The sequence below is a fragment of the Mycobacterium riyadhense genome, from assembly GCF_963853645.1.
GTDB lineage: Bacteria > Actinomycetota > Actinomycetes > Mycobacteriales > Mycobacteriaceae > Mycobacterium > Mycobacterium riyadhense.
Map to the genome: position 1 here is coordinate 837,753 of NZ_OY970456.1, position 22,414 is coordinate 860,166.

The window sequence follows — 22,414 nt, forward strand, 5'->3', positions numbered from 1 at the left end:
CAATGAACCAATCACTCAAGATTCAGCCGCCGAATCGTCAGCGTGTGGACGAGCAGATCGCCACGTCGATCGCCGACGCGATCCTCGATGGAGTTTTCCCGCCCGGCTCGGCGTTGCCGCCCGAGCGCGAGCTCGCAGAGCAGTTGGGTGTCAACCGCACATCGTTGCGCCAGGGCCTGGCCCGGCTGCAGCAGATGGGTCTTATCGAGGTCCGCCACGGCAGTGGCAGCGTGGTCTGTGACCCCCAGAGCCTCACTCATCCCGCGGTGGTTGAGGCGTTGGTCCGCAAACTGGGCCCGGACTTCCTCGTCGAGTTGCTTGAGATCCGCGCCGCGTTGGGCCCGTTGATCGGCCGGTTAGCGGCCGACCGGAACACGCCCGAGGATTCCGACGCGTTGCGTGTGGCGCTCGCGGTGGTGCAAGAGGCGAACACCCCCGCAGAGCGGCAGGCGGCCGATCTCGCCTACTTCCGGGTGCTCATTCACAGCACCCGCAACCGCGCATTGGGGTTGCTGTATCGCTGGGTCGAGCAAGCCTTCGGCGGCCGCGAGCACGAACTCACCGGAGCCTACAACGACGCCGCGCCAGTGGTGGCCGATCTGCGGGCGATCACCGAGGCGGTCGTTTCGGGCGACGGCGAAAATGCCGCCGGGACCGTCGAGGCGTATCTGAACGCCAGCGCGTTGCGCATGGTGGCGGCCTACACGAACGGCGGCTAGTTTGGCCGAGCAGACGCAAAAGCCCCCAAAACAGGCCAGTTTTGGGGGCTTTTGCGTCTGCTCGGCCTAGCTACCTGGCCGCTCGCGTTGCGGGATGCACGGCAACCAGCCCCAATTTGCTGCGGCGTTTGCACATTGCCGCCAATTCACCGTAAGCCTTCTCGCCCAGCAGTTCGGTGAGTTCGTCGGCCAGGCTTTCCCACACCTGCTTGGCGCCGACGTGGGCGGCGGGATCGCCGGTGCAATACCAATGCAGGTCCGCGCCCCCGGCGCCCCAGCCGCGGCGATCGTATTCGGTGAGGGTGGTCTTGAGGATCTCCGTGCCGTCCGGCCGGGTCACCCACTCCTGGCTACGCCGGATCGGCAATTGCCAGCAGACGTCGGGTTTCATCGTCAGCGGCGCCACGCCCAGCTTGAGGGCCTTGCTGTGCAGCGCGCAGCCGGCGCCGCCTTTGAACCCTGGCCGGTTCAAAAAGATGCAGGCGTCCTTGTGTTTGCGGGTGCGAAACTGGGACTGGCCATCATGCTCGTCGAGCTCCAGGTACCCCTTGCGGCCCAAGCCTTTCTCGCGAAATTGCCAATCGTCGGTGGTGAGCTTTTTGACCGCGTCGTCCAACCGGGCGCGATCGTCATCGTCGGAGAGGAACGCGCCGTGCGAGCAACATCCGTCGTGCGGCCGGCCCGCGACGGTGCCCTGGCAGGCCGGCGTGCCGAAGACGCACGTCCAGTGCGACAGCAACCAGGTGAGGTCGGCTGCGATCAGATGCTCAGGATTGTCGGGGTCGTAGAACTCCACCCATTCGCGGGCGAAGTCCAATTCGACCTCTTGTCGCGGGCGCGAATTTGCCACGGTGTCAACGTTAGACCAAGATTTGCGCCTCGATTGCGGGTCGGGTGCACGGGTCGCGACACGCCGGAATCTTCGCCCGGCTAGTTTGTGTTTCGTGCGATTGGGCGTGCTGGACGTGGGGAGCAATACGGTCCACCTGCTGGTGGTCGACGCTCATCGTGGTGGGCATCCGACACCGATGAGTTCGACGAAGGCCACGCTGCGGCTGTCCGAGGCCACCGACAGCTCGGGCAAGATCACCAAGCGTGGCGCCGACAAGCTGGTTTCCACGATCGACGAATTCGCCAAGATCGCGGTCAGCTCCGGTTGTGCCGAGTTGATGGCCTTCGCCACATCCGCGGTCCGAGATGCCGAGAATTCCGATGACGTGCTCGCCCGGGTGCGCAAAGAGACCGGTGTCGAGCTGCAGGTGCTGCGCGGTGTCGACGAGTCGCGACTGACCTTCCTGGCGGTGCGCCGGTGGTTCGGGTGGAGCGCGGGACGCATCATCAACCTCGACATCGGTGGTGGATCGCTGGAGTTGTCCAGCGGCGTGGACGAGGAGCCCGAGGTCGCGTTGTCGCTGCCGCTGGGTGCCGGGCGGTTGACGCGCGAATGGCTGCCTGACGATCCGCCCGGGCGCCGCCGGGTGGCGATGCTGCGTGATTGGCTGGACGCCGAGGTTGCGGAGGCCAGCGCGACCGTCCTGGAAGCCGGCGAGCCCGATCTCGCGGTGGCGACGTCGAAGACGTTCCGGTCGTTGGCGCGCCTCACCGGCGCCGCCCCGTCGGCCGACGGGCCGCGGGTAAAGAGAACCTTGACGGCCAACGGTCTGCGGCAACTAATTGCATTTATCTCTAGGATGACGGCGGTTGACCGTGCAGAACTGGAAGGAGTCAGCGCCGAGCGCGCACCGCAGATCGTGGCGGGCGCTCTGGTGGCCGAGGCGAGCATGCGAGCGCTGTCGATAGAAACGGTGGATATCTGCCCGTGGGCGCTACGGGAAGGTCTCATCTTGCGCAAACTCGACAGTGAAGCCGACGGAACTGCTCTCGTCGAGACTTCGGTGCGCGATGCTAAAGGTCAGGTAGTTGATCGGAACGCGGCCAACCGATCGAGAGGCAATAAACCATGACCGAACCACACTCCGAGACAGCGAACTCCGAGGACTCTAGCCGGCAGATCTCGGTGGCCGAATTGCTGGCCAGGAATGGAAACGTCGGTGCTCCGGCCGTCTCCCGGCGGCGGCGCCGCCGGCGGGGCGACAGCGACGCAATCACGGTCGCGGAGCTAACCGGCGAAATCCCGATCATCCGTGACGAGCATGACCAGAAGGCCAAGCCACGAGCCGAGGTTGTCGTCGAGCCGGCCCCGCAACCTGCCCCTGAGCCGGTCTCAGAACCGACCAAGACGGTGTACTGGTCTGAACCCGAACCTCGCTGGCCTAGGTCCGAGCCGGTCCCTCGACGCGCGTCCGGGCCGGAGCGGAGTGAATATCCAAGGCCGCTGCGCCACACCGGGTCGAGCGAAGCCGAGCTTGCCGGGCAGCAATCCGGTGCCGAGCACATGAACCCCGATCCGGTGGAGCACTACGGCGATACCTCCGTGGACGTCATGGACACCGAGGTTCGCGACGTGGAATCGGCGGCCGAGGATTCTGCGTACGTGCGTTCCTACCTGCAGGCCGACGAAGGAACACTGTTCGGCGGGCAGTCGATCGCCGATGAGATGGCTCGCCGGCGCGGCCAGGAGCAGACCCAGGCGCTGCTCGAAGAGGATCTCGCAGACGAAGCTCAGGTCGCTCGCCGCGCGCCGCGGACGATCACGGCATTGTGGCACGCAACGGTGATCGTGTTTCAATCGATCCTGGCCGTTGTGTTCGGCGCCGGGCTGTTCATCGCCTTCGATCAGCTGTGGCGTTGGAACAGCATCGTGGCACTGGTGCTTTCGGTATTGGTCATCCTGGGCCTAGTGGTCGGCGTGCGCGTCGTCCGCAAGACCGAGGACATCGCCAGTACGTTGATCGCGGTTGCGGTAGGGGCGTTGATCACCCTAGGACCGCTGGCACTGTTGCAATCGGGCTAGGCGCCGGCAGCCTTGCGCCCAGCCATCAAAGTCGGTTTATCGACGGCCTCGGTGTACCCGTTGCGGGCGGAGGCCGCATTTGAGTATGCGGCCAGGCTCGGCTATGACGGCGTCGAGCTGATGGTGTGGGGCGAGTCGGTCAGCCAGGACATCCATGCCGTCAAGAAGCTGTCGCGCCGCTACCGCATGCCGGTGTTGTCCGTGCACGCGCCCTGCCTGCTGATCTCGCAGCGGGTGTGGGGTGCCAATCCGATCCTCAAGTTAGACCGCAGTGTGCGGGCCGCCGAACAGCTGGACGCCCAAACGGTCGTCGTGCACCCACCGTTTCGGTGGCAACGGCGTTACGCCGAGGGATTCAGCGAACAGGTTGCCGCCCTAGAGGCATCCAGCGACGTGGTGGTGGCGGTGGAAAACATGTTTCCCTTTCGGGCCGATCGATTCTTCGGGGCCGATCAGTCCCGCGAACGCATGCGCAGGCGCGGCGGCGGCCCGGGTCCGGCGATTTCGGCGTTTGCCCCGTCCTACGACCCGCTGGACGGCAACCACGAGCACTACACGCTGGACCTCTCGCACACCGCCACAGCGGGTACCGACGCGCTAGCCATGGCCCGGCGGATGGCCTCGGGGTTGGTGCACCTGCACCTGTGCGACGGCAGCGGGCTGCCCGCCGATGAACACATGGTGCCCGGGCGCGGGACGCAACCCACCGCCGAGGTGTGCCAAATGCTGGCCAGCGGCGGCTTCGCCGGCCACGTCATTTTGGAGGTGTCGACTTCGAGCGCACGTTCGGCCAACGAGCGCGAGTCCATGCTGGCCGAGTCCCTGCAGTTCGCGCGTACGCACCTGCTGCGCTGACATGACGGCGTTGTTCACCACCGCGATGGCGCTGCGGGAGATCGACTCCGGTCGCAATGGTCGGGCGTTTGCGGGCGAGCTGGGTACGCACTGGACCATCGGCCCCAAGGTGCATGGCGGCGCGATGGTGGCCCTGTGCGCCAACGCCGCCCGCAGAGCTTACGGCGACGACCGGCTGCAGCCTGTCGTGGTTTCGGCGAACTTTCTGTGGGCGCCCGATCCGGGGGAAATGCGGCTGGTGACCGCGATCCGCAAGCGCGGCCGCCGGATCAGTGTGGTGGACGTCGAACTCATCCAGGGCGAGCGCACCGCGGTGCACGCCGTGGTCACGCTGGGCGAGCCGGAGCACCACCTACCCGGCGCAACGGCGCCGTTGTTATCGGCCAACCCGGTCGTGGACCTGATGGCACCCGAACCGCCCGCCGACGTCGCACCGATCGGGCCTGGTCACCGCCTGGCCGGGCTGGTGAACCTGGGTGAAGGCTGCGATGTCCGACCGTTGCTGTCCACGCTGGAACCCAGTGCCAGCGGACGGCCTCCGGTACTACAGATGTGGGCCCGCCCGCGCGGCGTCGCGCCCGATGCGCTGTTTGCTCTCATGTGCGGGGACTTGTCGGCGCCCGTGACCGTCGCGGTGGATCGCACCGGCTGGGCGCCCACCGTTCAGCTCACCGCCTTCCTCCGGGCCATGCCCGTCGACGGCTGGTTGCGAGTGATTTGCACCTGCGTGGAGATCGGGCACGACTGGTTCGACGAAGACCACATCGTCGTCGACCAGATGGGTCGCATCGTGGCGCAGTCACGACAACTGGCGCTAGTACCTCCCCGACCGGCTGCCCGGTAGGGCTCGTGGCGAAAGCCGTCTGCGATGCTGTCGGGCATGGCAAGAATCGCGATCATCGGCGGCGGCAGCATCGGTGAGGCGTTGCTGTCGGGTCTGCTGCGGGCGGGGCGGCGGGTTAAAGATTTGGTGGTGGCCGAACGGATGCCGGATCGGGCCAAGTACCTCTCGGAAACCTATTCCGTGTTGGTGACGTCGGTAGCGGACGCGGTAGAAAACGCGACGTTTGTTGTCGTCGCCGTAAAGCCCGCCGATGTCGAGGCCGTGATCGGCGATCTCGCTAATGCGGCGGCCGCGGCCGACAACACCAGCGCTGAGCAGGTGTTCGTGACTGTCGCGGCAGGCATCACCATCACGTACTTCGAATCCAAGCTGCCGGCCGGAACGCCGGTGATACGGGCCATGCCCAATGCGGCGGCGTTGGTGGGCGCGGGGGTAACCGCGCTGGCCAGGGGTCGTTTCGTCACCCCGCAGCAGCTCGATGAGGTCTCCGCACTGTTCGACGCGGTCGGCGGGGTGCTGACCGTTCCGGAGTCGCAAATGGACGCGGTCACGGCGGTGTCCGGCTCGGGGCCGGCGTATTTCTTCCTGCTTGTGGAGGCGTTGGTGGATGCCGGTGTCGCGGCGGGATTGAGCCGTCAGGTGGCCACCGACCTGTCCGCGCAGACCATGGCCGGGTCCGCGGCAATGCTGCTGGAGCGAATGGATGAACAACGGCGAACGGCCGACGGTGAGCCGCTCGGGTTGCGCGTGGATTCCTCGCCATCGGAGCTGCGTGCCTCGGTGACCTCGCCCGGCGGTACCACCGCCGCTGCGCTGCGCGAACTTGAACGCGGCGGGTTTCGGGTGGCTGTCGACGCGGCGGTACAGGCCGCCAAAAGCCGCTCTGAGCAGCTAAGAATTACATCGGAATAATTCAAGATTTTCAAACTGATTGTCCCCCACCAGTACCAGTAACCCCACTAGTCCCGCTATTCTCCTCTGTGTATGCATGTGTGGGGCCAGCGGAGGGGAAGCCGCTGGGTTTGCGCGTGCCTGACACGATTGGGTTGCGATGACGTCTACGAACGGGCCATCGGCACGGGATACTGCAGGCAAGGGGCGGGACACCGGTCCTGTCGAGGCACAGCAGGGTCGGACACAATTCCTCACCGTCGCCGAGGTGGCGGCACTGATGCGGGTGTCCAAGATGACGGTCTACCGGCTGGTGCACAACGGCGAGCTGCCCGCGGTCCGGGTGGGGCGGTCCTTCCGGGTGCATGCCAAGGCGGTTCACGACATGCTGGAGACTTCGTACTTCGACGCTGGCTAGAGGGGCAACCAGCCTGCTGAGCCCGTGGCCGGTTTGGCGTTCCGTACGCCGGGCCGGGTAAGGTGACCGGGTCATTTCACGAAGCAGACACGGGTCAGATAGCGGAGTCCATGGGTTCAGTAATCAAGAAGCGGCGCAAGCGCATGTCGAAGAAGAAGCACCGCAAGCTACTGCGCCGCACCCGGGTGCAGCGCAGAAAACTTGGCAAGTAGCGCGCCGACCCGGCCCGAAAGCGGGTTAGCCGCGCGCGGACCGTCATCCTGCCGTAACGCGCCCGTTTCTCCCCGCGGCTAGGCTATCGGGGTGGATTCGTCCGACAGCCGGAGTGGCGGCGCAACCGGCGGCGCCGACAATGTGCATTACCCGAAGGTCGTGCTGGTTACTGGTGCGTGCCGGTTTCTCGGTGGCTACCTGACCGCCCGGCTTGCGCAGAATCCGCTGATCAACGGTGTCATTGCGGTCGACGCGATCGCGCCGAGCAAGGACATGCTGCGCCGCATGGGCCGGGCCGAGTTTGTTCGTGCCGACATCCGTAATCCGTTTATTGCCAAGGTGATTCGAAACGGCGACGTCGACACGGTGGTGCACGCCGCGGCGGCGTCGTATGCGCCGCGATCCGGGGGCAGCGCGGCGTTGAAGGAGCTCAACGTGATGGGCGCGATGCAATTGTTCGCAGCCTGTCAGAAGGCGCCATCGGTGCGCCGCGTCGTGCTGAAATCGACCTCTGAGGTTTACGGTTCGAGTCCCCATGATCCGGTGGTATTCACCGAGGACAGCGTCAGCCGTCGTCCCTTCCGGGAGGGCTTCGCGAAGGACAGCCTCGATATCGAGGGTTACGTGCGTGGGCTGGGCCGGCGTCGGCCCGACATCGCGGTGACTATCTTGCGGTTAGCCAACATGATCGGACCGGCGATGGATACCACGCTGTCACGGTATTTAGCTGGGCCTTTGGTGCCGACGATGCTCGGCCGCGATGCGCGACTGCAGTTGCTGCACGAGCAGGATGCACTGGGCGCGCTGGAGCGTGCAGCCATGGCCGGCAAGGCCGGCACGTTCAACATCGGTGCCGACGGCATCATCATGCTGTCGCAGGCGATCCGTCGCGCCGGGCGAATCCCGATACCGGTACCCGGGTTTGGGGTGTGGGCCCTGGATTCGCTGAGGCGAGCTAATCGTTACACCGAAATCAATCGGGAACAATTTGATTACTTGAGTTACGGCCGCGTTATGGACACCACCAGAATGCGTTCTGAACTCGGCTTCCACCCCAAGTGGACGACGGCCGAGGCGTTCGACAACTACGTCCGCGGCCGAGGCTTGACTCCCATTATCGACCCACATCGGGTACGCTCCTTGGAGGGTCGCGCAATAGCCTTGGCGCAGCGCTGGGGTAGTCGAAAGCCAATTCCATGGGGTGGGGTCAGGTAGATATCGTGGCGGGTGAGTCCAGAGCGAATGTCATTCCACTGCACACCAATCGGGGTCGGGTAGCCGCGCGGCGGCGTGCCGGTCAACGGGCCGAGGCGTCTCGTCAGCATCCCTCGTTGCTGTCTGATCCGAACGGGCGGGCATCGGCCGAACAGATTGCTGCTGTCGTTCGTGAAATCGATGAGCACCGCCGCATCGCCGGTGCGACTCCGACACCCGAGGCGCCGCTCAACGACCTTGCGCAGCGTGTCGCCGCGGTCGCCGGATTTCTGCGGCAACGATTGACCGGTGATTACGCCGTCGACGAATTCGGGTTCGACCCACACTTCAATAACGCGATCGTTCGGCCTTTGCTGAGGTTCTTCTTCAAATCGTGGTTCCGGGTCGAAGTCAGCGGTATCGAGAACATCCCTAGCGATGGCGCAGCGCTAGTGGTCGCCAATCACGCCGGCGTATTGCCGTTCGACGGGTTGATGTTGTCGATCGCGGTTCACGACGAGCATCCGGCGGAGCGGGATCTGCGGCTGCTAGCCGCGGACATGGTGTTCGACCTGCCCGTGATCGGCGAAGCGGCCCGGAAGGCGGGCCACACCATGGCCTGCACGACGGACGCGCACCGGTTGCTCGCCTTGGGTGAACTGACCGCGGTGTTTCCGGAGGGCTACAAGGGCCTGGGCAAGCGATTTGAGGACCGCTACCGGTTGCAGCGGTTTGGTCGCGGCGGTTTCGTTTCGGCGGCGCTGCGCACGAAGGCGCCGATTGTGCCGTGTTCGATCATCGGCTCCGAAGAGATCTATCCCATGTTGACCGACGTCAAGCTGCTGGCGCGGCTGTTCGGCTTGCCCTACTTTCCGGTCACGCCGCTGTTCCCGCTCGCCGGTCCCGCCGGCCTGGTCCCGCTGCCGTCGAAATGGCGCATCGCGTTTGGTGAGCCGATCTACACCGCGGACTACGCAACCAGCGACGCCGAGGACCCGATGGTCACCTTCGAGTTGACCGACCAAGTGCGCGAGACGATCCAGCAGACGCTATACCGGCTACTGGCTGGGCGTCGCAACATCTTCTTGGGTTAATTCGCGGCCTACTTCACCAGGGTGAACTGGCAGACGTCGGTGTACTTGTCGCGGAACAGGTCCGAGCAGCCTCTCAGGTAGTGCATGTAGATGTCGTAGACCTCTTGGCCCTGCAGCTCGATGGCCTTCTCCTTATGCGCTTCGAGCGCGTCGGCCCAGGCGTTCAACGTCGGCACGTAATTGGAGCCGATCCGGTGGTAGCGCTCGATCTTGAATCCGGCGTTGGAGGAATAGTGGTCGATCTGCGAGATCCTGGGCAGCCGGCCGCCGGGAAAGATCTCGGTCAAGATGAACTTGATGAAGCGCAGCAGGCTCATCGGCGACGTCAAGCCGAGCGCTTCAGCTTCCTCCTTGTCGGGGATCGTGATCGTGTGCAGCAGCATCCTGCCGTCGTCGGGCAACAAGTTGTAGTACTTCTTGAAGAAGGTGTCGTAGCGTTCGAATCCGGCGTCGCCGGCGCCGTCCGCGAAGTGCTCGAACGCGCCGAGGGACACGATGCGGTCCACCGGCTCGTCGAACTGCTCCCAGCCTTGCAGCCGCACCTCTTTGCGACGAGGGCTGTCCATCTCGGCGAACTTCGCCTTGTCATGGGCGAACTGGTTCTCGCTCAGCGTCAAGCCGATGACGTTGACGTCGTATTCCGCGACGGCGTGCCGCATGGTTGAGCCCCAGCCGCAACCGATGTCGAGCAGCGTCATGCCGGGCTCGAGGTTGAGCTTGTCCAGCGCTAGCTTGCGCTTTGCGTACTGGGCTTCTTCCAGCGTCATGCCGGGACGTTCTTCGAAGTACGCACAGCTGTAGGTCATCGAGGGATCGAGGAACAGCTTGAAGAACTCGTTCGATCGGTCGTAGTGGGATTGGACTGCTTCGACCGGTGGCTTGAGCTGCGTGCCACCCGTTTCGCCCTGTGACGTCATTAAATCGACCCTACTTTCCGGCTGATATGGATGCAATTGCGGCGACGGTTTCTTCAGCGCCGGCATCTTGGTGGGCGGCCTCTCCCAGCATTGTGACGACGCTGGTGACCACCGGCTTCCCGTCGGCATCTGTGACTTCGCTGCGGATTTCGGCGAGCACGGTGCCATGGGATTCGATCACCGAGTCTAGATAGGTGTCGAAGTGCAGCTTGTCTTGGGCCAAGATTGGCCGGTGAAACCGGAACTTCTGGTCGCGATGGAAGACCCGGGCGATGTTGATCGGGATGTTGAACTTGGTGAAAATCTCCAGCTGCACGCGCCGGCCGGCTACCGCCAGGAAGGTCAGCGGCGCCACCAGCTCGTCGTAACCGGCCTCGGCGGCGGCGGCCTCATCGAAGTGGGTTGGGTGGTCGTCGTGGACGGCGCCCGCGAACTCGCGAATCTTTTCCCGTCCGACCTCGAAATGGTCCGGTGCCCGGTAATGGCTGCCGATGATTCCTTGGGCACCTTCGGGAAGTGTCATGCCGCTGCCGCTCTCCGCTCTAATGGTTGCTAGGCCCCATTGCCCGGCTCCTCCTCGCCCCGCTGCGCGGGCCGCATTGTCGTCGGGCTAACGGCGCAGCTTATCAGCGGGATTGCCGCCGGGATGCCAGAGCCGCCAGCGCGCCCCCGGCGGCGCCCAGAGCCAGGGCCGACGGCACCCCGATCCGCGCGGCCTTGCGAGCAGTTCGGAAGTCGCGGATCTCCCATCCGCGTTCGCGGGCCAAACTGCGCAGGCGGGCGTCGGGGTTGATGGCGACCGCAGTACCTACCAGCGACAGCATGGGTACATCGTTGAAGCTGTCTGAGTACGCGGTGCAGCGCTTGAGGTTGAGTCCCTCGCGGATTGCCAGCGACCGCACCGCGTGGGCCTTGCCGGTTCCGTGCAGGATCTCCCCGACGAGCCTGCCGGTGAATACCCCGTCGACCGACTCGGCGACCGTGCCCAGGGCGCCGGTCAGGCCGAGTCGGCGCGCGATGGTCGCTGCAAGCTCATATGGCGTGGCGGTTATCAGCCACACCTGCTGACCGGCATCGAGGTGCATCTGGGTGAGCTCGCGGGTACCTGACCAGATCTTGTCGGCGATGATTTCGTCGTAGATCTCCTCGCCCAGGGCGATCAGCTGCTCAACCGACCGGCCCTCAATGAACGCGAGCGCTTTGCGGCGGCCTGCGGCGACGTCGTCACTGTTCTCCTTGCCCAGCAGCTGGAACTTCGCCTGGGCGTAGATGAATCCGAGGACATCGCGGTAGGTGAAGTAGTCGCGAGCGGCCAGCCCGCGGCCGAAATGCACCGCCGAGGAGCCCTGCACCAGCGTGTTGTCCACATCGAAGAACGCGGCGGCGGTCAAGTCGATCGGCGGCTGGTGACCACTATCGTCGGCGGCGGGGCGGATATCGTCCAGCGCACGTTCGGCGCTGGCGCTGCCAGCCAGCGACTCCAGGTCTACGCGACCGGCGCAATCGCCGGTGCCCTCGGGGCTAGAGCGACCAGACGGATACGAAGCCATCACATACCTCCGATATCGCTATGCCCGGCCCTGGCCGATGCTGTGGCCAATCTCAACCCTATCCGGCAAAGGTATCGAGGTTATTTAGTTCACCAACGCGCAGAAACCACCCGAGATCATGCCCGCTGTTGTCTTCGAACACGATCAGTGCCGCTGACGCAGCTCTCCAACCGATGCAACCCTGCCACAGCCGCCAAGCCCACGAGAACCAGTGTGCACCAAATGATTTCGTTGGTATTGAAGCGGTGCGCGGCGCCCATTAGCGACCCGACCCCAAAATTGCCGACAAGGACTCCGACTCCGATGATGGTGCCGTAAAACCCCTGGTGGGTCGCCAACAGCCGATCATCCGATAGTAAGGCGACGGTACGCATCTCGAACGGAAACATCACCGCCGAAGCAGCGGCAAGCAAAACCGCGGTGACTAACAAGGCTGTTACTGCGGCCGCGGTGCCGAACCTGTGGCCGTTCGGGACAAGCGCGAGGGGCACCAACGCCACTGTCATGACCGTCGCCCCGACAACCAGGCTGCGTCCGGCTTCGTACCGCGAGGCGAACCAGCTGGTGATGCGCAGCTGGATGGTGATCGTGATCAGGCTCGATAGCGCGAACATCCCTGCTACCAAGAAAGATTGGTTATGTGGCGCCAAGGCGGACGCCTGGATCGGAAGTGCCAAATAGAATTGTGATGACAACACGTAACGCCCAGTCATTGCGGCGGCGAACCACAGAAAATGCCGGTTGCCAACTATCGTCCGCCAGTCCCGCAGGATCGAGCGCTTTTCCGCGCTTACCGGATTCGGATCGGCTGCGTGCTGGGGTAGTGCCGTCAGCTGAGCGACAGTCAGTGCTGCGAAGGCACCCGCGGCACCCAGGATGGCTATTCTGAAATCCAGTGCCAATAGTGCCGATCCAACTAGCGGTCCGAGCAAGATTCCCGCCTGATAGAAGACGTTGAACAACGCAAATGCCTCGACCTTGCGGTCACCTGACTCAGCAGTGAGATAGGCGCGCACCGCAGGACTGAACAGCGCTGAGGCGAAACCCGTTGCAGCCGCAGCGATTAACAAGCTGGGTAGCGACCGCCCGACTACCAGCAACGCAAAACCGCCAGTTTGCATCAAGCACCCGGCCACGATCGGTGGTTTGTAACCAAATCGATCGGCAAGCGTGCCGCCAACGAAGAACATGCCCTGGTGGGAAAAGTGGCGCACGCCTATCACCAGACCCACCGCCCACGCAGCCAGCCCAAGTGGCCCGCTTAGGTAGTCCGCCAGATAGGGCATCAACATGAAGAACCCCATGTTGATGCCGAGCTGGTTGATCATCAGAAGACGACTCGGATAGTTGAAACTACGGAACTGAGCGAATAGCCCCATCAGCAGGCCGCTTCGGTTGGGCTAACCACTTTGGCGGTGCGTGTCCATCGAATTCCGGTAGCTAGACCGGCTCCAGCTTTTTGTGTGAGCCGCGAGATCAGCAACAGGTTGTAGTCGGATACTGTGGCCAAGAGAAGAATCACCGCCCGTGCCGCAACGGTCCGGTACAGCAAGATGCCGAGGATGTCCTGCTGTCGTTCGGCGGCAGCCCGGCCGCAATTTCGGTATCAGTTTCAAGCATGGCGTACAATTAATGGACCTTCCGCGAAACTTATCTCAGCTTTGTGTGCGAATCACCCATGCGGCGCGCGAACATATATAAGGTCAACGACGCACTCTGGGTTGATCGACATCTACTGATGCCGACAAGAACTCAAGAAAGCCAAAAGTTAGGTCGTCCAACGCCATTTTAGGTTCGGAAGTTAACTAACTTCTGCGGAACAATACTAGGAGATCAACCCTCGCCCAGGGTGTGACTTTGCTTGGATTTTGCTGTATGGCTGGTATTCGATCGTGATGCGCACTTCGGGCCTGGTGGAGGCCGCTGACCGCTCTTGACGGGAGTACCCCGGGAGAGTGTATAACTTATGCATCCGTAGATACCCGCACGCGGACACTGCGGCGCCGCAATTCGGGGCGAGGTATCTGGGAACTCGGGCGCTTTCGGCGTGGAAATCAGCGCGCGAACTCGCAGGCTTTTCGTCATAAAGTCGTCGCCGATCGGGGTAACGGGCGGACTCGACGCGATTGACGAGGCTGCGCTATAAGCAGGGACCGGCCCAGCCCGAGGGAAACGGCTCTGCGACCCGATATAGCTGACGAAGGAAGTCGAATGTCGAAAGCTGAATCGACCAATCGGCGTGCCGTAGTGACCGGTGGGGCAGGATTCCTGGGTTCCCATCTTGTGGATGCGCTTGTTCTGGACTCCTGGCAAGTGGTAGTGATTGACGATTTATCGACGGGTTCGCCGCAGAATCTCACGAAACATCTGGGTCGTCCCTATCTCGAGATGATGGTGACCAACGTCTGCTGTGACTGGACGGTGGAAGGTCCTGTGGATCTCATCCTGAACTTCGCGTGTGCGGCGTCGCCTCCGCAGTACCTGAAGCGGCCGATCGAGACGCTGCATGCCGGATCGGTCGGTACCCAGAATGTGATCGATTTGGCGCTCGAGAAGGGTGCCAGGCTGGTGCACGCCTCCACGAGCGAGGTGTACGGAGACCCGCTCATGCATCCACAGTCGGAGGACTATTGGGGCAATGTGAACCCGATCGGCCCGCGCAGTGTCTATGACGAGTCCAAAAGATACGCGGAGGCGCTGATCGCCGCCTACGTCCGGGCTTACGGGCTGGACGGCGGCATAGTGCGAATCTTCAACACCTACGGCCCCAGGCTGCGGCCTGGCGACGGACGGGTCGTGTCGAATTTTGTATGGCAGGCGCTGTCGAGTGCCTCGTTGACTATCTACGGCGACGGCGAGCAGACCCGGTCTTTCTGCTATGTCGATGACATGACCCAGGGGATTCTGGATTTCGCGCGTCTTTCTGGCGAACTGGGTCCCGTCAATCTCGGCAATCAGGAAGAGACCACCATCGCCGAACTTGCAACGCTGGTCTGCGACATCACCGGCATTGGAGCCTCAGTCGTGCACCGGCCGTTGCCGATCGATGATCCGACACAGCGTTGCCCCGAACTTTCCCGGGCGCGCGAACTCTTGAACTGGAGTCCGGAAATTGGACTCCGCGAGGGCTTGAGCCGCACTCTTGACTGGTTTCAATCGTCAGTGCGAATTGCGAAGTAATCCGACGATGGTTGGTAACGATTCAGAGGCTGGCTTCGTGCACTGCCCATATCAGCAATCCTGCATAGATCAGCATCATGCCTAACGTCAGCGACAAGGTTGTGGTTGTCGGTGCCGGCTATGTGGGTCTCACAACTGCGGCCTGCCTGGCATCGTTGGGTCATACCGTCGACTGCGTCGACATCGACGAGGCGAAGATCGCCGCGCTAACAACCGGGTTGGTGCCGATTGTCGAACAGGGCCTGCCGGAACTGGTTCAGCAGGGCGTCCTGTCGGGTGATCTGCGATTCCGGAGCGATCTGGCAGTGACAATCGCCGACGCTGGATACGTCATCCTGTGCCTGCCAACGCCGCTCGGGGCGGACGGCGCCGCGGACCTCTCCGCGGTGTGGGCTGTGGTGCGCCTACTGGGTTCGTTGTTGCCCAGCGGATGTGCCGTTGTGGCCAAGTCGACGGTGCCGGTCGGCACCACACGGCGCATCGCGGCGCTGATCGGCCGCCCGGATATCGCAGTGGTGAGCAATCCGGAATTCTTGAGCGAAGGCACCGCGGTCTTCGATTTCTTCCACCCGTCCCGGATCGTCATAGGTGCCGACGATTCGCGAGCGGCGGAGCGGGTGCTCGGCCTCTACGACGGGATCAGTAGTGACGTCGTAGTCACTGACCCGCCCACCGCGGAGCTGACCAAATACGCGGCCAATTGTTTCCTGGCCTTGAAGCTGTCCTACGCGAATGCGATGGCCGAACTGGCCGAGGTCCTAGACGCCGACGGCGTGGTGGTTCTCGATGCAGTCGGGCGCGACGCGCGGATTGGTGTCGGATACTTCAATCCGGGGCCCGGCTGGGGCGGTTCATGTCTACCCAAGGACACCGCCGCCCTGCGTCACATGGCGCGGTCGGTCGCGATGCCGTTCTCGCTGCTGGATGCGGCGATCGAGACGAATGCCCGGCAATCCCGGTTGGTGGTGGACAAAATACGCGAGGCAGCCGGCGGCGTCCTGACGGGATCCGCGATCGGAGTTCTTGGGCTGACCTTTAAGGCGGGTACCGACGACTTGCGAGATTCACCCGCACTCGCTGTTGTCGACGGCTTGGTCGCCGAAGGAGCGGTGGTGCGGGCCTACGATCCCACCGTGGCAACGCCGGCGCCGGGCTGGACGAACGCTCTGACCATAGTCAAGTCGGCCTACGACGCCTGCGAGGACGCGGCGGTGTTGGTTGTACTTACCGAGTGGCCGGAATTCCGGAAATTGGAGTGGTCACGGGTGGCCGCCGGGGTGACACGGCGTGCTGTGGTCGACAGCCGCAATCTGCTAGATCCCGATATCCTCACCGAGGCCGGTTTGCGCTGGATCGGGGTCGGACGGTCATGCGAGTGATGGTGCGATCCGCGCCAGAGCAGCACCGGAGCGGGGGATCACCTGCGGTGCCGATCGTGCGCGAGCCCGTAACGAGATCTATTCGAATTTCGAAATGCTTAGCGATGCTTACCGCGTCAGCGGTAGCGTCTACGTGCTAGCGCAATAAGACATCACGCTAATACGCACATTGGACATTTTCGGGAGGTACAGGGTCGAGCGATCGGCGCTTCCAGCTCCAACTCGGCGAGAGTCCGAGCAGTGGCCGGACGCTCGATCGAGCAGGCAATTACCGGTGGCGGAGCACGAAGGTGAGGATGATTCGGGTTACTGGCGTCGTAAAACGAACATGGCTGCTGCTGGCCGTCGTCGCGGTTACCGTCGTCGCGGGATCCACTATCTATCGGCTGCACCGGATCTTCGGCGTTCATGAGCAACCCGTTGTCAAGGTCAAGGCTGACGACGATGCCCCGCAGTTCAACCCCAAGCGCGTGACCTACGAGGTCTTTGGCCCCGCCCGGACCGCAAGAATCACCTATCTGGACCCTGATGCCAAGGTGCAAAAACTGGAAAACATCCCGCTGCCGTGGTCCGAAACTGTCTCGACAACGCTGCCCTCGGTCAGCGTCAACCTCTTCGCGCAGAGCAACAGCGACATGATCGGCTGCCGGATCCTCGTTAACGGCACCGTTAAGGACGAACAGTCGGAGACCGGCCTCAAAGCTCTGACCGTCTGCCAGGTGTCGGCGGCATGACCGGAAGAGACGCCGACCCAACTTCGCAACGGCCTTTTTTGCCACGGATGATCCACCGGTTTGCGGCAGTGATCGTCCTGCTGTGGCTGGCGCTCACCGCCATCGTTAATCTCACCGTGCCGCAATTGGAACAGGTGGGAAAAGCGCACTCGGTATCGATGAGTCCCAGGGACGCCGCGTCGATTCAGGCGGTCAGGCATGTCGGCCAAGTTTTCGGTGAGTTTGACTCCGATAACGCGGTGACGATTGTGCTGGAAGGCGACAAGCCACTCGGTGACGAGGCTCATCGCTTTTATAGCGAGCTGATGAAGAGGCTGTCCGCCGATACTCGGCATGTTGCGCATATCCAGGACTTCTGGGGTGACCCGTTGACGGCGGCGGGATCGCAAAGCAGCGACGATAAAGCCGCCTATGTCGTGATCTATCTCGTTGGCGACAATGAAACCGCAGCTTATCAGTCGGTAGCCGCGGTGCGGCATATTGTGGACACCACACCGGCACCGCGCGGGGTCAAGGCCTATGTTACCGGTCCGACCGCGCTGAATGCGGACCAATCCGAGGCCGGCGATAAAAGCATCGCCAAGGTCACCTTGATAACCAGCTTGGTGATCGCTCTAATGCTGCTCTTTATATACCGTTCCGTGGTGACCATGATTCTTGTCTTGATCATTGTCGGAATTGACTTGGGTGCAATTCGTGGGGTCATAGCCTTTCTCTCATATCACAATGTTTTCAACCTTTCCACCTTCGCAACCAACCTGCTTGTACTCTTGGCCATTGCGGCCAGCACTGACTATGCGGTATTCATGCTCGGCCGCTACCACGAGGCGCGCTACGCCGGTGAAGATCGGGAAACCGCCTTCTACACGATGTTTCACGGGACCGCCCACGTAATCTTGGGCTCGGGGTTGACCATTGCCGGCGCCATGTATTGCCTGAGTTTCGCCCGGCTGCCCTATTTTCAAACGCTCGGCGCTCCAACTGCGATAGGCATGCTGGTTGCGGTCTTGGCGGCGCTCACGCTGGGCCCGGCCGTGTTGGCGGTCGGCAGTTTTTTCAAGCTCTTCGATCCCAAGCGAAGGATGAACACGCGGCGGTGGCGCCGGGTGGGAACGGCAATTGTTCGTTGGCCCGGGCCGATTTTCGCCATGTCGGTCTTGATTGCTCTGATTGGCCTGCTGGCCTTGCCTAGCTACAAGACGACGTACGATCTGCGCAAATTCATGCCGGCCAGTATGCCTTCCAATGTCGGAGATACGGCTGCGGGTCGACACTTCTCACAGGCTCGGCTTAACCCCGAGGTGCTGCTGATCGAGACCGATCACGATATGCGTAATCCCGTCGACATGCTGGTGCTGGACAAGGTGGCCAAAGGTATTTTCCACACCCCGGGTATCGCACAAGTCAAGGCAATCACGCGGCCATTGGGCACTTCCATGAAGCACACTTCGATACCGTTCGTGATCAGCATGCAAAGTGTGTCGAATAGCGAGAACATGCAGTTCATGAGAAATCGATTGGACGATATGTTGGTGGAGATCGATGGCATGAATGTAACCATCGACACGATGCATACCATGTATAGGCTCATGGGCGAGATTATTGATACCACGGTGAATATGGATCACCTGACGCACGACATGGCAGACATTACGGACTCCTTAAGAGATCACCTCGCGGACTTCGAGGACTTCTTCCGGCCAATCCGCAATTATTTCTACTGGGAAAAGCATTGTTTCGACGTCCCGCTCTGCTGGTCGATAAGACAGATATTCGACATGTTCGATAGCGTCGACCAGTTGAGTGAAAAGCTCGAATATCTCGTCAAAAATCTGGATATTCTCATTACGCTGTTGCCGCAAGTACGCGCGCAGATCCCAATAATGATAAATACGATGACGATCATGCGTGACCAGCTGATTGTTTGGCACGGCACGCTGCACTCGCTGTATAAGCAGTCGGACACGAGTAACGCCAAGGATCCCGGTGCGATGGGCCGGGTATTTGACGCCGCACAAGTCGATGATTCGTTCTATCTGCCGCAGTCGGCTTTTGAGAATCCAGATTTCAAGCGCGGCCTTAAGATGTTCTTGTCTCCGGACGGCAAGGCTGCCCGCTTTATCATCGCGCTGGACGGAGATCCGGCGTCGCAAAAGGGCATCTCTCGTGTCGGCCCGATCAAGGAAGCGGCAGAAGAGGCGATTAAAGGAACTCCCTTGCAGGGGGCCGCCATCTATATGGGTGGCACCGCCGCGACATTCAAGGATATTCAACAGGGTGCCCTATACGACCTCCTGATTGCCGGCATCGCCGCGATCAGTTTGATTTTGATCATCATGATGATCATCACCCGAAGTATCGTCGCCGCGGTGGTCATTGTGGGGACCGTGCTGCTTTCCATGGGCGCTTCTTTCGGGCTTTCGGTGCTGGTCTGGGAGGACATTCTCGGCATCGAGTTGTACTGGATGGTGTTGGCGATGTCGGTGATCCTGCTCTTGGCGGTGGGATCCGACTACAACTTGTTGCTGGTCTCCCGGCTCAAAGAGGAAATTGGCGCCGGTTTGAATACGGGAATCATCCGTGCCATGGCGGGCACCGGGGGAGTAGTGACAGCCGCCGGCATGGTGTTCGCCGTCACGATGTCCCTCTTTGTGTTCAGTGATCTGCGCATTATTGGCCAGATCGGTACCACCATCGGCCTGGGCTTGTTGTTCGACACGCTGATCGTGCGGTCGTTTATGACGCCGTCCATCGCCGCGTTGCTCGGCCGCTGGTTCTGGTGGCCGCAACGGGTGCGTCCGCGCCCGGCCAGCCGGATGCTCCGCTCCGCGGGGCCGCGTCGTTTGGTTCGTGCCCTGTTGCTGCCGCCGCCCAACGGTAAGTCGCCGGCATCGGCGAATCGATCTGGTGTGAATCCCGACCTTTGATTGTGAATTCCGACTGTGAAACCCGGCCGGATCCGGCCCTGCACGCTCACTCAAACGTGACTCGGGTCAAGTTGGTGCGCACATAGATCGGGCACATCGCACGGTCACAACAGTCACATGTGTCGCTGCGCCCGGTGGACCACCCGATGCGCCCGGCTTGCAGCGACAACCGCCTGAGCTGCGGTGTTGTGCCCACGTTGGTGGTGGCCGTGCGGGTTTCGCGGTGGCGTTGACCTGCACAAACCGCGTTGTCGCGGATAGACATCCCAGCGTTGGAAGAGTCAAGCGGCGGTGGGTTGTCGGTTTGGGCCGCAACCCGGCAAACCGGGCACTGAAGAGCGTCAACGACCAATATCGTCAACCCCAAAAGCCGAAAGCAGCACAAGCGATCTCGATCTCCCTTGCCCTGAACAGCATGCGCCGAACGGCGCCGCCGTCAAGGCCCTACGGCCGCTACGCGGTCGGGCTGCGCCCGAACCTTGACCCCGACGCCGACTTCGACGCCCGCCCAGCCAGGACCAGGAAGCTTCACCTGAGTTTGGACATTTGGCTTAGTACCCGGGTTTGAAGCCGAGGTCGGTGAGGATTTTGCGCTCGGCCTCGGGGATCGCTGGTGGGAAGGTCTGAGTGGCGCCGTTGATGGTGATGGTGGCGCTGCGTAGCGGGCGTAGTTGTTTGACGACTTTGGCGATGGATACCCCGGTGCGCGATTGGATGACGTGAGAGACGGCAAGGGCGGCAAAGACGAGGGTCAGGTGAGCTTCGATGGCATCGCGCATCCGGTTGAACATGGGCCGCGCTTCGAGGTCGCTCTTTGACATCCGAAAGGACTTCTCCACGTGCCACAGCTCGTGGTACTTCGCGATGACTTCGGTGGCTGGCATCACTGTGACCGGCACATTTGTCACATACCCTTTCAGACCTACGAGGGATTGAGCCCGGGCGAGGCTGGCCTCGTCGATGGTGCGGTCATCGCCGCGGACCGTCACAAATCGGGCGGCCTTGGCCTGCCTCGTGCCGTCGACGATGGCCCGGGCGCGGGCTTCCTGGGCGGCCAGGGTTTTCTGGTCGCGGCGGGCTCGCTTGGCCGAATACGCCCAGACTGCCCGCCAGGCGCCCGGATGAGCTTCGGGGTCCCAGACTGGTTCAGCGCGCTTGTTGCAGTCGTTGACAGTGTTGTTGCCGTGCCGTGGTGTGACGGTGTCGATGATCTGCCCGTCGGTGAAAACATCGCCGTTCCAATGGAAATAGGACTCCAGATCTCCAGGGGCTTTGGTCATCCGGGACCCGACGATGAACGACAACTCCAAATCGTCGAGGGCCTTGAGGTTTGTCGCAGAGAGCATCCCGGCGTCAGCAGCCACCACCATCGGAATGCCGGCCAGGCGGTGGCGTTCGACGAAGCTGCCGATGATCGGAACGATGGTGGTCGTCTCAGCGGTGTTGCCCTCGAAACAGCCGATCTCCAAAGGCATCCCCATGCGGTCCACCAGCAGTCCGACGACAATTTGCGGGTCGACGCGGCGGTCCTTGCTATATCCGACCCGTCGCAGCTCATCTTCGTGCTCGGCCTGAAAATGAAGCGTGGTCGTGTCATAGAGCAACAGCGACAGGCCACCGCAATCACGGGAGTGCTCAAAGCATTTCGCGGCGACCACATCCCGAGCGGGACCGGCATGGATGCTGCGGACGTGGCGGTCGATCGTCTTATATGACACCAGCGCTGCCCCGAGATCGGCCAGCACCCGCAACGCGTCGATCTTGCTGGTCGGCTCCACGATCCGGGCGATCACCAGATCCCGGAACACCACATCGCCGACTGCGTCGAAACCCAGCCAGTCATACACATGGGCGAGCACGTCATAAAGCAGCCGCGAGTTCGTGCCCAGCGTGCGACCTGGCGGCACCACGGGTGCGGGGGCTGTGGGCTTGGGCTGTTCTGCGATCAGCGACTGCGCCCGGAAGTCGGCCACATCGGCCACCGATTGGGCGCGGGCGGAGACTTCGAAATCCAGGGCGGCCTGGCCATCGAGGACCATCTGCTGGGCCGCATCGAGCAGAATGCCCAGCTCAGCATCGGTATGCGCTGAACCCAGATGCGCCAGGATCACTACCCGGCCAAGGTCCTTGTGCGCCACCTGCACCGCCACCGCACCCGAGGCAGTGCGCACCTTCCGCACGTACGCCACCGCACGAACCTACCCGGTTAGTACCCCGAAACACCCACCCTCGCGGCCAAAATGCCAGGTCAGGGAACTACGCAGCGTCAAAATCATCGGAGGTGTCCAAACTCAGGCCTGAGCTGCGGTGTTGTGCCCACGTTGGTGGTGGCCGTGCGGGTTTCGCGGTGGCGTTGACCTGCACAAACCGCGTTGTCGCGGATAGACATCCCAGCGTTGGAAGAGTCAAGCGGCGGTGGGTTGTCGGTTTGGGCCGCAACCCGGCAAACCGGGCACTGAAGAGCGTCAACGACCAATATCGTCAACCCCAAAAGCCGAAAGCAGCACAAGCGATCTCGATCTCCCTTGCCCTGAACAGCATGCGCCGAACGGCGCCGCCGTCAAGGCCCTACGGCCGCTACGCGG

At 62.5% G+C, this 22,414-nt stretch carries 20 protein-coding genes and 1 pseudogene; 14 read left to right on the plus strand and 7 right to left on the minus strand.

The genetic code is table 11. The features are described 5' to 3' along the window. Window positions 1–2: 2 nt before the first annotated feature. Entirely contained in the window at window positions 3–719 is a 717-nt protein-coding gene (locus AADZ78_RS03725; RefSeq protein WP_085248343.1) for a FadR/GntR family transcriptional regulator, read from the plus strand. Between the two features lie 70 nt (window positions 720–789). Here the strand turns inward: AADZ78_RS03725 and AADZ78_RS03730 are convergent, their stop codons facing one another. After that, complete coding sequence (locus AADZ78_RS03730) at window positions 790–1,569, minus strand: hypothetical protein (protein WP_085248345.1); 780 nt, start codon at window positions 1,567–1,569, stop codon at window positions 790–792. 94 nt (window positions 1,570–1,663) lie between these two features. Here AADZ78_RS03730 and AADZ78_RS03735 point away from each other — a divergent pair, with 94 nt between their 5' ends. From AADZ78_RS03735 to AADZ78_RS03775, 9 genes are all read left to right on the plus strand, one after another. Then, a complete protein-coding gene (locus AADZ78_RS03735) occupies window positions 1,664–2,683 on the plus strand; it encodes a Ppx/GppA phosphatase family protein (protein WP_085248347.1) in 1,020 nt (339 codons plus the stop codon). Further along, complete coding sequence (locus AADZ78_RS03740; protein WP_085248349.1) at window positions 2,680–3,633, plus strand: hypothetical protein; 954 nt, start codon at window positions 2,680–2,682, stop codon at window positions 3,631–3,633. The genes AADZ78_RS03735 and AADZ78_RS03740 overlap by 4 nt, the downstream gene beginning before the upstream one ends. Before the next feature lie 12 nt (window positions 3,634–3,645). Beyond that, entirely contained in the window at window positions 3,646–4,488 is an 843-nt protein-coding gene (locus tag AADZ78_RS03745; RefSeq protein WP_085248351.1) for a sugar phosphate isomerase/epimerase family protein, read from the plus strand. 1 nt (window position 4,489) lies between these two features. Further along, complete coding sequence (locus tag AADZ78_RS03750; RefSeq protein WP_085248353.1) at window positions 4,490–5,332, plus strand: thioesterase family protein; 843 nt, start codon at window positions 4,490–4,492, stop codon at window positions 5,330–5,332. 36 nt (window positions 5,333–5,368) lie between these two features. Then, window positions 5,369–6,244 carry a pyrroline-5-carboxylate reductase gene (gene proC, locus AADZ78_RS03755; protein ID WP_204080338.1) on the plus strand — a complete coding sequence of 292 codons (876 nt, stop codon included), beginning with the start codon at window positions 5,369–5,371 and terminating at the stop codon, window positions 6,242–6,244. A gap of 139 nt (window positions 6,245–6,383) precedes the next feature. Continuing rightward, window positions 6,384–6,641 carry a cell division/environmental response transcriptional regulator gene (locus AADZ78_RS03760; RefSeq protein WP_085248357.1) on the plus strand — a complete coding sequence of 86 codons (258 nt, stop codon included), beginning with the start codon at window positions 6,384–6,386 and terminating at the stop codon, window positions 6,639–6,641. 110 nt (window positions 6,642–6,751) lie between these two features. Next, entirely contained in the window at window positions 6,752–6,853 is a 102-nt protein-coding gene (locus AADZ78_RS03765) for a 30S ribosomal protein bS22 (RefSeq protein ID WP_003402602.1), read from the plus strand. A gap of 91 nt (window positions 6,854–6,944) precedes the next feature. Next, window positions 6,945–8,069, plus strand: a complete 1,125-nt coding sequence (locus AADZ78_RS03770) for an SDR family oxidoreductase (RefSeq protein ID WP_085248359.1) — start codon at window positions 6,945–6,947, stop codon at window positions 8,067–8,069. After that, window positions 8,051–9,142: a lysophospholipid acyltransferase family protein gene (locus tag AADZ78_RS03775; protein WP_139828463.1), complete on the plus strand. Its 1,092-nt coding sequence runs from the start codon at window positions 8,051–8,053 to the stop codon at window positions 9,140–9,142. Before AADZ78_RS03770 ends, AADZ78_RS03775 begins: the two co-directional genes overlap by 19 nt. Before the next feature lie 8 nt (window positions 9,143–9,150). Here AADZ78_RS03775 and cmaA2 read toward each other — a convergent pair whose 3' ends face one another. The 5 genes and pseudogenes from cmaA2 to AADZ78_RS03800 all read right to left on the minus strand — a co-directional run. Further along, window positions 9,151–10,059, minus strand: a complete 909-nt coding sequence (cmaA2, locus tag AADZ78_RS03780) for a cyclopropane mycolic acid synthase CmaA2 (RefSeq protein ID WP_085248361.1) — start codon at window positions 10,057–10,059, stop codon at window positions 9,151–9,153. A 10-nt stretch (window positions 10,060–10,069) separates the two neighbouring features. Beyond that, complete coding sequence (locus tag AADZ78_RS03785; protein ID WP_085248363.1) at window positions 10,070–10,582, minus strand: FAS1-like dehydratase domain-containing protein; 513 nt, start codon at window positions 10,580–10,582, stop codon at window positions 10,070–10,072. 103 nt (window positions 10,583–10,685) lie between these two features. Next, window positions 10,686–11,609, minus strand: coding sequence for an HAD family hydrolase (locus tag AADZ78_RS03790; protein WP_085248365.1), 924 nt, complete (start codon window positions 11,607–11,609; stop codon window positions 10,686–10,688). 116 nt (window positions 11,610–11,725) lie between these two features. Further along, window positions 11,726–12,988, minus strand: coding sequence for an MFS transporter (locus tag AADZ78_RS03795; protein WP_085248367.1), 1,263 nt, complete (start codon window positions 12,986–12,988; stop codon window positions 11,726–11,728). Between the two features lie 50 nt (window positions 12,989–13,038). Beyond that, window positions 13,039–13,179 (minus strand): annotated as a pseudogene (locus AADZ78_RS03800) (MMPL family transporter); the annotation flags it as partial. A 641-nt stretch (window positions 13,180–13,820) separates the two neighbouring features. On the opposite strand from AADZ78_RS03800, the gene AADZ78_RS03805 reads away from it, so the two are divergent. The 4 genes from AADZ78_RS03805 to AADZ78_RS03820 all read left to right on the plus strand — a co-directional run bounded on the left by AADZ78_RS03805 (window position 13,821) and on the right by AADZ78_RS03820 (window position 19,829). Further along, window positions 13,821–14,789, plus strand: a complete 969-nt coding sequence (locus tag AADZ78_RS03805; protein WP_085248369.1) for an NAD-dependent epimerase/dehydratase family protein — start codon at window positions 13,821–13,823, stop codon at window positions 14,787–14,789. Between the two features lie 77 nt (window positions 14,790–14,866). Beyond that, window positions 14,867–16,168: a UDP-glucose dehydrogenase family protein gene (locus AADZ78_RS03810; RefSeq protein ID WP_085248371.1), complete on the plus strand. Its 1,302-nt coding sequence runs from the start codon at window positions 14,867–14,869 to the stop codon at window positions 16,166–16,168. Between the two features lie 290 nt (window positions 16,169–16,458). Then, on the plus strand, window positions 16,459–16,902 hold the full coding sequence (locus AADZ78_RS03815) for an MmpS family transport accessory protein (protein WP_239655261.1): 444 nt from the start codon (window positions 16,459–16,461) through the stop codon (window positions 16,900–16,902). After that, on the plus strand, window positions 16,899–19,829 hold the full coding sequence (locus AADZ78_RS03820) for an RND family transporter (RefSeq protein WP_085248375.1): 2,931 nt from the start codon (window positions 16,899–16,901) through the stop codon (window positions 19,827–19,829). Before AADZ78_RS03815 ends, AADZ78_RS03820 begins: the two co-directional genes overlap by 4 nt. A gap of 551 nt (window positions 19,830–20,380) precedes the next feature. On the opposite strand, the gene AADZ78_RS03825 is transcribed toward AADZ78_RS03820, so the two are convergent. Then, complete coding sequence (locus AADZ78_RS03825; RefSeq protein ID WP_085248516.1) at window positions 20,381–22,018, minus strand: IS1634 family transposase; 1,638 nt, start codon at window positions 22,016–22,018, stop codon at window positions 20,381–20,383. Window positions 22,019–22,414 lie beyond the last annotated feature (396 nt).

Bases quoted from the DNA above. Each gene is read 5' to 3' on its own strand.
- AADZ78_RS03810 (WP_085248371.1), top strand. From the start codon at position 14,867: ATGCCTAACGTCAGCGACAAGGTTGTGGTTGTCGGTGCCGGCTATGTG.
- AADZ78_RS03765 (WP_003402602.1), top strand. From the start codon at position 6,752: ATGGGTTCAGTAATCAAGAAGCGGCGCAAGCGCATGTCGAAGAAGAAG.
- proC (WP_204080338.1), top strand. From the start codon at position 5,369: ATGGCAAGAATCGCGATCATCGGCGGCGGCAGCATCGGTGAGGCGTTG.
- AADZ78_RS03795 (WP_085248367.1), bottom strand. From the start codon at position 12,988: ATGGGGCTATTCGCTCAGTTCCGTAGTTTCAACTATCCGAGTCGTCTT.
- AADZ78_RS03790 (WP_085248365.1), bottom strand. From the start codon at position 11,609: ATGGCTTCGTATCCGTCTGGTCGCTCTAGCCCCGAGGGCACCGGCGAT.
- cmaA2 (WP_085248361.1), bottom strand. From the start codon at position 10,059: ATGACGTCACAGGGCGAAACGGGTGGCACGCAGCTCAAGCCACCGGTC.
- AADZ78_RS03775 (WP_139828463.1), top strand. From the start codon at position 8,051: ATGGGGTGGGGTCAGGTAGATATCGTGGCGGGTGAGTCCAGAGCGAAT.
- AADZ78_RS03740 (WP_085248349.1), top strand. From the start codon at position 2,680: ATGACCGAACCACACTCCGAGACAGCGAACTCCGAGGACTCTAGCCGG.
- AADZ78_RS03805 (WP_085248369.1), top strand. From the start codon at position 13,821: ATGTCGAAAGCTGAATCGACCAATCGGCGTGCCGTAGTGACCGGTGGG.
- AADZ78_RS03760 (WP_085248357.1), top strand. From the start codon at position 6,384: ATGACGTCTACGAACGGGCCATCGGCACGGGATACTGCAGGCAAGGGG.
- AADZ78_RS03750 (WP_085248353.1), top strand. From the start codon at position 4,490: ATGACGGCGTTGTTCACCACCGCGATGGCGCTGCGGGAGATCGACTCC.
- AADZ78_RS03820 (WP_085248375.1), top strand. From the start codon at position 16,899: ATGACCGGAAGAGACGCCGACCCAACTTCGCAACGGCCTTTTTTGCCA.
- AADZ78_RS03785 (WP_085248363.1), bottom strand. From the start codon at position 10,582: ATGACACTTCCCGAAGGTGCCCAAGGAATCATCGGCAGCCATTACCGG.
- AADZ78_RS03725 (WP_085248343.1), top strand. From the start codon at position 3: ATGAACCAATCACTCAAGATTCAGCCGCCGAATCGTCAGCGTGTGGAC.